General features: G+C 70.4%; 5 protein-coding genes. All 5 read left to right on the top strand.

Annotated features, from left to right (window positions below):
- Window positions 1-60 precede the first annotated feature (60 nt).
- Window positions 61-282 carry an MbtH family protein gene (locus P3W85_RS11480; RefSeq protein ID WP_006160788.1) on the top strand — a complete coding sequence of 74 codons (222 nt, stop codon included), beginning with the start codon at window positions 61-63 and terminating at the stop codon, window positions 280-282.
- A gap of 2 nt (window positions 283-284) precedes the next feature.
- On the top strand, window positions 285-1,019 hold the full coding sequence (locus tag P3W85_RS11475) for a thioesterase II family protein (protein ID WP_276264881.1): 735 nt from the start codon (window positions 285-287) through the stop codon (window positions 1,017-1,019).
- 60 nt (window positions 1,020-1,079) lie between these two features.
- Window positions 1,080-5,630: a condensation domain-containing protein gene (locus P3W85_RS11470; RefSeq protein WP_276264880.1), complete on the top strand. Its 4,551-nt coding sequence runs from the start codon at window positions 1,080-1,082 to the stop codon at window positions 5,628-5,630.
- Between the two features lie 3 nt (window positions 5,631-5,633).
- Window positions 5,634-8,828 carry a non-ribosomal peptide synthetase gene (locus P3W85_RS11465; protein ID WP_276264879.1) on the top strand — a complete coding sequence of 1,065 codons (3,195 nt, stop codon included), beginning with the start codon at window positions 5,634-5,636 and terminating at the stop codon, window positions 8,826-8,828.
- Between the two features lie 84 nt (window positions 8,829-8,912).
- On the top strand, window positions 8,913-11,886 hold a 2,974-nt coding region (locus P3W85_RS11460), incomplete at its 3' end, for an amino acid adenylation domain-containing protein (RefSeq protein WP_276264878.1).

Genomic DNA, 11,886 nt, shown 5'->3' with positions numbered 1-11,886 from the left:
CAAGGTGACGGGCGCCATATCGGTGGCGCCGGATGATCCAGTACCGAACGGGAGCTTTCCATGAGTTTCGATCGCGACGACGCCACATTCCTGGTTCTCGTCAATCACGAAGAGCAGTATTCGATCTGGCCTGACTACAAGGCCATTCCGGGCGGATGGCGCGCGGCGGGCTTCAGCGGTGGCAAGCAGGCCTGCCTGGACTATATCGAGCGCACGTGGACCGATATGCGTCCGCTGAGCCTGCGCCGCTTCATGGAGGATCCAACGCGGACGAACGCCTGACCATGGCCGCGTTGCAGCTGTTCTGCCTGCCGCACGCGGGGGCCAGTGCCACGACGTATCTGCGCTGGCGCCGCCTGTTGCCGGCCGATATCGCGCTGGTTCCGCTGGAGCCGCCCGGCCGTGGCGCGCGTCTCGACGAGCCGCTGCTGCGGGATTTCGAGGCCCTCGCCAGCGCGATGACCGATGCCCTGTGCCGGCATCGCGCGCATGCCGGCATGCCGTATGCGCTCTTCGGCCACAGCATGGGCGGCTTGCTTGCCTGGCGCGTCTGCCATCTGCTGCGCGAGCGTGGCTATGGCTTGCCGCGTGGCCTGGTCGTTTCCGGCTGCGCCGCACCCACCCGACGGGATTCCCGGCGCCTGGCCCCCCTGCGCGGCGACGCGGCGCTGGCCGAAGACCTTCGCAAGCACGGCGGCACGCCCGAGGCCGTCTTTGCCGATCCCGAGCTGCTGCGCATGACGCTGGACGTGCTCGATGCCGACTATCGCGTCTGCGAGAGCTTCCAGCGTGCCGACGTCCCACCGCTGCCGATGTCGCTGCATGTCTTCGCGGGCCACGACGATCCGATCCTGCCCGCCGACCTCCATGCCTGGGCCATCGAATCCCAGGTCGGCCACACGCTGGACTGGTTTGCCGGCGGGCATTTCTTCCTGCACGACGATCCGGCCGCAGTGGTTCGCCGCCTCGTGACCCATCTGGAGGCGCCTCAGGCATCCACCATGCCCGCGTTTGCGTGACGCCCGCCGCGTCGCCCAAGCATCCACGCCAACCGTCTTCCTGAAAAGTCGATCCCAAGTATGCAGTCCGCTCCAAACGTCCCGGCCACGCTGGTGGCCCACCTCGGCCAACTGGCCGTGCACCGCGCCGGCGATACCGCACTGATCACCATCGACGCCGCCGGCGATACCCGCTACGACTACGCCTCGCTCGATGCCCGCGTGCGCGCCCTCGCCTCCCATCTGGCGTCGCGCGCCGCACCCGGCGACCGCGCGATGCTGCTGCTCGACAGCGGGATCGATTACATGACCGCGTTTTTCGCCTGCCTCTACGCGGGATTGATCGCCGTGCCCGCCTTCGAGCCCGGCGCGGTCCGCTCGGCGCAGGTCGCGCGATTGCGCGCCATGGCCAGCGATGCGGACCCCGCGCTGCTGCTGACCAGCACGGCGCAGGCCACCGCGCACCACGATGCGCTGGCCGCCATCGCACCGCGTGCCGCCGTGATCCTGGCCGATGATCCGCAGCCGCCCGCGCGGGACGACTGGCATCCCTACCCTGCCGGCCCGGACACGCTGGCCTTCCTGCAATACACGTCGGGGTCCACGGCTTCGCCGAAGGGCGTCATGGTCAGCCATGGCAATGTCATTGCGAACGAGGTGGCGATCGCGACCGGCATGGGCGTGCGGCCCGGCGACACGATGGTCAGCTGGCTGCCGCTGTATCACGACATGGGCCTGATCGGCGGCCTGCTGCAGCCCATCCACAGCGGCGTGCCCGTGGCGATGATGTCGCCGCAGTTCTTCCTGGAGCGGCCGGCACGCTGGCTGCAGGCCATCAGCCGGCATCGCGGCACGCTGTCGGGCGGCCCCGATTTCGCCTATCGGCTTTGCGTCGAACGCGTGCGCGACAGCCATTTCGAAGGGCTCGACCTGTCGAGCTGGGACGTCGCATTCTCGGGCGCGGAGCCCGTGCGCGCCGACACGCTGCGTGCCTTCGTCGACCGCTTCGCACCGGCCGGCTTCCGCAAGCAGGCGCTGTATCCGTGCTATGGCCTCGCCGAGGCTACGCTGTTCGCCACTGGCGGCAAGCGTGGCACGGGCATGCTGAGCAAGCGTTTCGACCCTGCCGCCCTGGCACAGGACCTGGGGAAGACGGCGAATGCCACCGACAGCGGCATGGAACTGGTCGCCTGCGGATTCCCCCGCGCCGACCATACCGTGCGCATTGCCGATCGGGATGGCCGGGCAGTCGCGGATGGGCACGTTGGCGAGATCGAAATCGCGGGCCCGAGCGTGGCCCACGGCTACTGGCGCAATGCCAGCGCCACGGCGGCCACGTTCACTGGCGACGCCGGTGCCGAACGCTGGCTGCGCACCGGCGATCTCGGCCTGATGCGCGACGGCCAGCTCTACATCGCGGGCCGGCGCAAGGACCTGATCATCGTACGCGGCCAGAACCTCTATCCGCAGGATATCGAGCAGGCTGTGGAAGCGAAGGTCACCGCCGCGCGCCGTGGCCGCGTGGCGGCGTTTCCCGTGCAGGGCCCCAATGGCGAGGCGATTGGCATTGCCGTCGAGATCTCGCGGCCGGACCAGAAGCGCATCGGACATGTGGCGCTGGTCCAGGCGCTCGCGGAAGCGGTCGGCAATGCCTGTGGCGAAACGCTGGCCGTGGCGCTGCTGCTGAACCCCGGTGGCCTGCCCAAGACCACCAGCGGCAAGCTCCAGCGCAGCGCGTGTCGGCAGGGTTGGCTCGACGACGGCCTGGACGCCTGCGCCGTGTGGTCGCATGGCGCCTTCTCGCGCGGCGGAATCTCCGCCAACGGCCAGGCCCCGGCCGCCGGTGAGCCCCCTCGCGGCGAAACCGAGATCGCCCTTGCCGCGTTGTGGCAAGAGCTGCTGGGCGCGGCGCCCGCCGACCGGCAGGCTCATTTCTTTGCGGCCGGCGGCAGTTCGCTGACGGCCGCGCGCCTTGTGGCACGCCTGCGTGAGCGATTCGGCGCGGCGGTGCCCATGCGTCTGCCGTTCGAGCACCCTACGCTCGCCGCCTGCGCGGCCGCGCTGGAGTCGCTCCAAGTCGGCGGCAACGATGGCGCCGACGCGCCGATTGCGCGCGCACCGCGTACCGGCGAGATGCCGCTGGCGCCCGCGCAGCAGCGCATGTGGCTGACGGACCGCATTGCCGCGCCCGCTGACCGCTGGATCTACAACATGGCCGGCGGCCTGCGCCTTGCCGGCCCGCTCGACGCGCAGGCCATGCGCGCCAGCCTGAACGCGCTCGTCGAACGCCACGAAATCCTGCGTACGTCCTATCCGGCCGACGCGAACGGTGCGCCCACCGCGCGCATCGCGTCCGCGCTGACGATCGATCTGCCGTACCACGACCTGTCGTCGCTGGACGCATCCCAGCGCGCGGCGGCCTTGCACGAACTGGCCGAAGCCCAGGCGCGCGAACCATTCGATCTGTCCAGCGCCCCGCTGCTGCGCGCGCGGCTCGTGCGGCTGGCCGACGACGATCACGCGCTGCTGCTCACGCTGCACCATATCGTCGGCGATGGCTGGTCCATCGACATCCTGCTCGATACGCTCGCGGCCGGCTACAACGCCGCCATCGCGGGCACCGCGCTCGATCTGCCGCCGCTGCCGATCCAGTACGCGGATTACGCCGTCCATCAGCATGGCGCGGACGACGCGCGGTCCCAGCCATCCGATGCCTCGTTCTGGCGCGATGCGCTGCAAGGCGCGCCGCGCCTTACGACGATCCCGTCGCCAAACCGTCGCCCGCCCGTGGCCTCGACCACCGGCGCCGCATGCTACAGCGAGCTTCCCGATGCGCTGCTGGCGCGCGTCGATGCGCTGGCCCGTGCCCACGGCGCCACGCGCTACATGGTGCTGCTGGCAGCCTTCCACGCGCTGCTGCACAGGCTGGGCGGTGCCGAAGACCAGTTGGTCGGCATCGACGTGGCCTGCCGCACGCGGCGCGAGCTGGAGGAACTGATCGGCTTCTTCGTCAACGTGCTGCCGCTGCGCGCGCGGCCCCATGCCACGCTGACGTTCGCCGCCCTGCTGGCCCAGTTGCGCGATGCCACGCTGGCCGCTTTCGATCATCAGGCTCTTCCCTTCGAGCGCATTGTCGAAGTGGCCGGCGTGCCGCGCGAGCGCGCGTGGCACCCGCTGGTCCAGATGCTGTTCGTGCTGCAGAACACGCCTGCCGACGCGCGCCAGTTCGCGGGCCTGCGTGCCGAACGCCTGCCGACGCCTGTCCACGCCGCCAAGTTCGACCTCGCCGTGTTCCTCGACCCCCACGCCGATGGCCTGCGCGCCGAATGGGTCTACGCGACGGCCCTGTTCCCGCGCGCCACCGCGCACCGCATTGCCGATGCCTACGGCGCCGTGCTGGCCCAGGCCGTGTCGAACCCCGCCCTTCCGTTGTCCGGCCTCGTTGTGCCGGCCGGCCTTTGCGAACCCGCTACCGATATGCCCGCCATGACTTCCAGCCAGATTTCCAGTCCCGGCAAGCTCGACAAGCTCGCCAAGCTCAACAAACTCGGCAAGGTCGCCGGGCTCCCGAAAACGGCGGCAGAAGCGGCTCCGGCCGCGCCGCTCGTGCGGACGTCGTTCCTGTCGCCGGGCCAGACCTTCCCCATCGTGATCGAACCGACCACGCCGGACCTGGACCCCGTGGCATGGGCGCTGGCCCATCGGCAGGACATCGAGGCCAGGCTGTGCCGCCACGGCGGCATCCTGCTGCGCGGCTTCGGCCTGCGCACGCCGCAGGAGTTCGAACGGTTCGCGGAATCGATCGAGCCGGGGCTCTATGGGTCGTATGGCGATCTGCCGAAGAAGGAAGGCGGCCGCAACACGTATCGCTCCACGCCGTATCCGGAGCGCGAGATGATCCTGTACCACAATGAAAGCGCGCACCTGTCGCGCTGGCCGCGCAAGCAGTGGTTCTTCTGTGAGCTGCCCTCGCCCGTCGGCGGTGCCACGCCGATTGTCGACTGCCGCGAGATGTATCGCCGGCTGCCGCGCGAACTGGCCGCCCGCTTCGAAAGCAAGGGGCTGCGCTACGTGCGCACGTTCAACGACAAGCTCGATGTGAGCTGGCGCGACTTCTTCAAGACGGACTCGCGCGACGAGGTGGAGGCCCGGCTGCGCGCCTCGGGCACCGATTTCGCATGGCTGGACGCCGATACGCTGCAGACCCGCGAGCAATGTCCCGCCGTGATTGCCCACCCGGTCACCGGCGAGCGCAGCTTCTTCAATCAGGTGCAGCTGCACCACACGGCCTGCCTGGACCCCGAGGTGCGACGCGACCTGCTGGAGATCGTCGGCCCGCAGCGGATGCCACGGCAGGTGCTGTTTGGCGACGGCAGCCCGATTGGCGACGACGTGATGGCGCTGATCGGCGAACTGTATGAAGCCTGCGCCGTGCGCTTCCAGTGGCGCCAGGGCGACGTGGTCATGCTCGACAACATGCTGGCAGCCCACGCGCGCGATCCGTTCGAGGGGCCGCGCAAGATCGTCGTGGCGATGGGCGACATGTTCGAGCGCCGCGACCTGCCGGCATTGGCGGGCCGTCCCGCTACGGCGGACAGCGCTGAAGTGGCCCCCGCCACGCTGGAGGGCTGAACGATGAATGCCATCGTCCATCCGTTCGGCACCGGAAGCGATTTCCCGGGCCACGCCCAAGCCCTTGGCCGCGAACAGCGGGCATTCGAAGCACACGCGGACGTTCCGCTCACGCTGACAGCCACCCTCGACGGCACGCTCGATGCCGAGCGCCTGCAGCGGGCACTGGCGCACGTCGCCGCGCGCCATCCGGCTGCGCGCCTGGCATTCGGACGCGTCGACGGCCTGCGCGGACTGCGCCAGCATTTCGAAGGCCCGGCGCCCGTCATGACGCTGTCGGCGCCTGCAGCCCGTGGTGATGTGCCGGCCTTGCAGGCAAGCGTCCAGCGCCTTCGCGAACCGGGCGGCGCCGAACGTACGCACGTATCGCTGGCCGCCAATCCGCTCGCCATCGATGGCCCGAGCCTGGTCACGCTGATGCGCGAACTCGCGCAGGCGTACGCCGACGATGCCGTGCCGGCCGGGGAAGCCCCGCTGTCCTATGCCGATTACCTCGAGTGGACCGCCGGTCTCGCGCAGGACAACGTCGAGGCCGGGCAAGCCTACTGGCAGGCCGTGCGCGACCGTCTTGCCGGGCTCGACGCCCCGCGCCTGCCGTGGCGGCAGGCGGGCGCGGCGCCCATTGGCGCGCTGCGCACGCTATCGGCACCACTGCCGGAGGCAGATGCCGCTGCGCTCGCCGGCCTGGCCAACCAGCTCGACCTGCCGCTCGTGCATGTGCTGCAGGCGGCATGGTGGCTGCTACTCGCCCGACTCGATCCCACGGGCCGATTCTGCGCGGGCTGGTGGCAAGATAGCCGCGACGATTTCGAGGCGCTGGCCGGCGCCGTCGGCCGCTACGAGTCGGTGCTCCCCGTCACGGTAGAGCCCGACGCGGAACGCAGCGTCGCCGATTGGCTCGGCCAGTTCAGCGCCCAGCTTCAGCAGCACGCGGGCTGGCGCGAGCACGCCACGGCCGATGCCGCGTCCGGCACGCCGACGCGTATCGGCTTCGCCACCACCGGCCCTGCCCTGCTCCGCGCGCATCACGGCGATATCGAATGGCGCATCGCTGCGCCGCAGGCACCGACGCCGGGCGTCGAGCTGGCGCTGCACGTCCATGCCGGCTATGCTGGTTTGCCAGGCGAACTGGCGCTGCACTATTCGGCTGAGCACTATCGCGCCGACGCGATGGCCTGCCTGCTCGACCAGTACCTGACCCTGCTGCGGACCCTGCCGACGCAGTCGGGGACCACCGTCTCGGCGCTGCCGCTGGCCACGGCCGCGGATCAGGCTCGTATCGCGGCGATGCACGGTCCGGCGCTGCACGTCGGCACCCAGATGCTGCCGCAGCGGCTGGCACACTGGGCCGCCGAACGGCCACTGGCCGCCGCGCTATCCGCCGGTGGCCGCCAGTGGGGCTATGCGGAACTGTCCGCCGCCGTCGATGCGCTGGCGAGCCATCTGCCGTCACTGGGTTGGCGCCCGGGCCAGCCGGTGGGCCTGCTGCTGCCACGTTCCGGCGAACTCGTGATCGCGCTGCTGGCGGTGATGCGTGCCGGTGGCGCCTATCTGCCGCTGGACCCCGCATGGCCGCCGCAGCGGCGCGCGCGGATCCTGGCGGACGCCGGCGCCACGCTGGTGCTGACCGACGCCGCGCACCTCGCGGACGCAGCCGGTCCGACACCGCACGCGGATGTCGCCGCGTGGTCGGCGTCTTCGTCCGGCGTCACGTCCGGGGCGTCGCTGCCCGATATCGAAGCGGACCAGACGGCCTACGTGCTCTACACGTCGGGCTCCACGGGCACGCCGAAGGGGGTGCCGATCTCGCACGCCCAGTTGCTCAACTATGCGGCGGCCTCCGGCCAGGCGCTGCGGCTCGATCGCTGCGAGCGCTTTGCGCTGACGTCCACCGTGGCGGCCGATCTCGGCAACACCACGCTGTTCGGCGCGTTGTGGCATGGCGGCTGCCTCTGCGTGGCGGACGATGCCGATATGCAGGATGCGGCCAGCTTTGCCCGCTTCCTCGCCCGCGAACAGGTGGACTGCCTGAAGATCGTCCCGTCCCATCTCGATGCGCTGCTCGACGGCGATGCGGCGCCGCTGGCGCTGCCGCCGCACGCCACGGTGGTGGTGGGCGGCGAAGCGGCCTCGCCGGCATTGCTGGCGCGCCTGCGCAAGCGCGCACCCGATGTCCGCCTCTGCCATCACTACGGCCCCACGGAGACCACCGTGGGGATCCTGGTCCACGAAGCGGGCCGTGCCGCCGACCTGCCGGAAGCGCCCCTGCCGCTGACGCGTGTCCTGGCGAACTGCGAGGCTCATGTCCGCACTGTGGCGGGGCAGCCGGCGACGGTCGGTGAAACGGGCGAACTCTATCTGGGCGGCGCCCAGCTTGGCGCCGGCTATCTCGGTGGCGTGGCCAGTGACGCCTTCGTCCCGCATCCCGAGCACGCTGGCCGGCGGCTTTACCGCAGCGGCGACCTTGCACGCTATCTGCCCGAAGGCGGTATCGAGCTGATTGGCCGCGCCGACAGCCAGATCAAGATTCGCGGATTCCGCATCGAGTGCGGCGAGATCGAACAGGCGTTGGACGCACTGCCCGGCGTCCGTCAGGCGGTCGTGCTGCCGGTGACGGCCGACGACGGTACGACACGTCTGGCCACGTGGCTCGTGCCCGAGGCGGAAGCGGATGGCGCGCTGACAGCCGCGCGACGCAATGCACTGCGCCAGGCGCTGGCGGAGCGCCTGCCCGATCCGATGATTCCCGCGCAGTGGTTTGCCGTCGCGGCGCTGCCGCGCCTACGCAACGGCAAGATCGATCGCCGGGCACTCGCTGCTTCGGCCCTTGCCGAGCCGGCCGGGGCGTCCGTCCCGTCCCGCGCGCCGGACAGCGCGCTGGAAGCGCTGCTGCTCGACCAACTGCGCGATCTGCTTGGCGCGCCCACGCTGGCGGTCCATGACGATCTGTTCGAGGCCGGCGGCCATTCGCTGCTGGTCATCAAGCTGGTGGCGCGCATTCGCAAGCTGCTCAAGCTGGAAATCGCGCCTGCGGTGGTGTTCGACGCCCCGAGTGCCGCCGCGTTGGCCGGCGCCCTGCGCGCCACGGCTACGGACCCCGATGGCCTGGAGACGCTCGCCGGCCTGCAACGCCAGTTGGCGGCAATGTCTCCGGAGGCCCTTGCCGCCCTGCGCGCATCGGCCGGCGCCACGGCATGACGACAGCCCCGGCGCGATGGACGCGCCGGGGCGTCGACCGATCGGGATACCGGGAAAACAGGCTACTTCTTCAGGACCGCATTCATGACGCAATCTTCCAACGCTGCTCAGCAGGCAGCGCTGCTGGCGCTTCTGCTGGAGCAGGACGCCGAATCCGCAACGCACGCGGCCGCCCAGTTGCCTGCTGGCGTGGATGCCGACGCCATGGCGTCCACTGGGCCAGCCGATGGCGGCGACGCCCCGCTGTCGTTCTCGCAGCAGCGGCTGTGGTTCCTTCTGCAATACGAGCCGGGCAGCACTGCCTACAACCAGACGCGCGCCTATGTGCTGCGCGGGGCGCTGGACCGCGCCGCGCTGGATGCCGCGCTGCGCGCCGTGATGGCACGGCATCCGGCGCTGCGCACGCGCTTCGTCGCCGATGCGGCCACGCCGGGCGCGCTGCCGCGACAGGTGGTGGAGCCCTCGCCGGCGTTTGCGCTGGCAGAGGCCCCGCTGGCGATGGGCGCTGACGCGCTGCACGCCCGCATCGACGCCGAAGCCGCGCGGCCGTTCGACCTGGGCCAGGCGCCGCTGCTGAGGGCGACGCTGCTGATGCGCGCCCCCAACGACCACGTGCTGCTGCTGTCGCTGCACCACATCGTCTCGGACTTCGTCTCGAATGCCGTGATTGCGCGCGATCTCGCGCAAGCCTACGGTCAAGCCTTGGCGGGCGACGCCGTGCGCCTTGCGACACCGGGTGCGACCTTTGCCGCTCATGCCAGCCGCCAGCGCGATGCCCTGGCCAGCAGCGCGCTCGATACGCAGCGCGACTGGTGGCAACGCCTGCTGGGTAGCCATGTGCCCGCGCTGCAGCTCCCCACGGACCGCCCGCATGGCGCCGACGCGACGCGTATCGCCCGCCGCGTCAACGCTGCCTTGCCCGCGCGGCTCGCCCGCACATTGCGCGCGTTCTGCGTCGCGCAGCGCTGCACCCCGTTCGTGGCGCTGCTGGCGGCGTGGCAGGCGCTGCTGAGCCGCCATGCGGGGCAGGATGACTTTGCCGTGGGCGTGCCGCACACCGGCCGCGACGGCGATGGGCTCGACGATGTGGTCGGCTTCTTCGCCGATACCCACGTCTACCGCTCGCGCGTCTTGCCTGGCGTGACCGGCCGCGCGCTCTGCGAAAGCCTGCGCGCCGATGCGCTGGGCGCGCTGGGCCACGCGGCACTGCCGTTCGAAGTGCTGCTCGACCGCATGCACGTGCCGCGCGATGCGGGCCGGCCGCCGCTGTTCCAGGTGATGTTCAACCTGCGCACCGCCACGGCAGGTGCCGGGCTGTCGCTGCCGGGCCTGACCGTGGAGGCGGTGGAAGCCCGCGAGACGGGCGCCAAGTTCGACCTGATTCTCGATGTGGAAACCGGCGCCGAAGATGTCACGCTCCATCTGGAGTACGACTGCGCGCTGTTCGACGCCGCCAGCGCCGAGCGCCTGCTGCGCTACTACGTGACGCAGTTGTCGGGCCTGATGCATCAACCGGACCTGCCGCTGACGGCGACGCCGCTGCTCGACGCGTACGACGGCGCGGTGCTTGCGCACCAGCTTGCCGCCGGCCGCCCGCTGCGGCGCGCCGCTGCCATCGAGCCCGCGCATCGCCAGATCCAGCGCCACGCGGCGCGTTCCGCCGATGCCATCGCCCTGCGCCATGGCGACACCACGGTCAGCTATGGAGACCTCGAACGGCGCGCCAACCGGCTCGCGCACCGGCTGATCGCACTCGGCGTGGGGCCCGAGGTGCGCGTCGGCATCGCCATGGAACGCTCGCCCGAGATGATCGTCGGGCTGCTGGCGATCCTGAAGGCCGGCGGCGCCTATGTGCCGTTCGATCCGGCCTATCCGGCCGAGCGGCTGGCCTATCTGTTCGAGGACAGCGGCATTGCGGCGCTGCTGACGCAACCGGCGCTGCGCGACCTGCTGCCGCCGCGCGATGGCCTGCCGGTGCTGATGCCGGATGCCGACGCCGACGATCTCGTGTGGCCCGACACGGCGCCCGATGTCGACGTGCGGCCGGAACATCTGGCCTACGTGATCTATACGTCGGGCTCCACGGGGCGGCCGAAAGGGGCGCAACTGCAACACGGCAACCTGTCGCGGCTGCTGGCGTCCACGCAGCATTGGTTCGGCTTCAACGAGGACGACGTCTGGACGCTGTTCCACTCGTATGCGTTCGATTTCTCGGTGTGGGAGATCTTCGGCGCGCTGTGCCACGGCGGCCAGCTTGTGATCGTTCCCTTCCACGTGAGCCGCGCCCCGCAGGAATTCATCGCGCTGCTGCGGCGCGAGCGCGTCACGGTGCTGAACCAGACGCCATCGGCCTTCCGCGCCTTGCTGGCGCAACCCGAGCTTTACGAGGCGCCGCTGGCGCTGCGCTACGTCATTTTCGGCGGCGAAGCGCTCGATCCGCAGGCGCTGCGGCCGTGGATCGACCATGCCGGTGATGCCGCGCCGCAGCTGATCAATATGTACGGCATCACCGAGACCACGGTCCACGTGACGTACCGGCCGATTAGGTGTGCCGACCTGGACCCCGCCACGCGCGCACGCAGCCCCATCGGGGAGCGCATCCCCGACCTCGGCATCCGCGTGCTCGATCCGGGTTTGCATCCGGTGGCGCCGGGTGTGGCCGGGGAACTGTTTATCGCGGGAGATGGCCTGGCCCGTGGCTACCTGAACCGCGCGGCACTCACCGCCGAGCGCTTTATTCCCGATCCGTTTGCCGACGACGGTGCGCGGCTCTACCGCACGGGTGACCTGGCGCGCTGGCTGCCTGACGGGCAACTGGAGTATCTGGGCCGGATCGACCAGCAACTGAAGATTCGCGGCTTCCGCATCGAACCGGGTGAGATCGAGGCGCGGATTCTGGCGCAGGAAGGTGTGGGCAACGCGGCCGTGCTGGCTATCGAGGGCCCTTCCGGCGCAAGGCTGGTGGCTTATGTCGTGCCGGCTGGTGGCGCGCAGGTGGATATCGCCGCCGTCCGCACCGCATTGGCAGCCGACTTGCCCGACTACATGGTGCCGGCGG

It is taken from the genome of Cupriavidus basilensis (assembly GCF_029335485.1).
GTDB classification, from domain to species: Bacteria; Pseudomonadota; Gammaproteobacteria; order Burkholderiales; family Burkholderiaceae; genus Cupriavidus; species Cupriavidus basilensis_E.
This window is presented reverse-complemented; position numbering and strand designations above follow the sequence as displayed.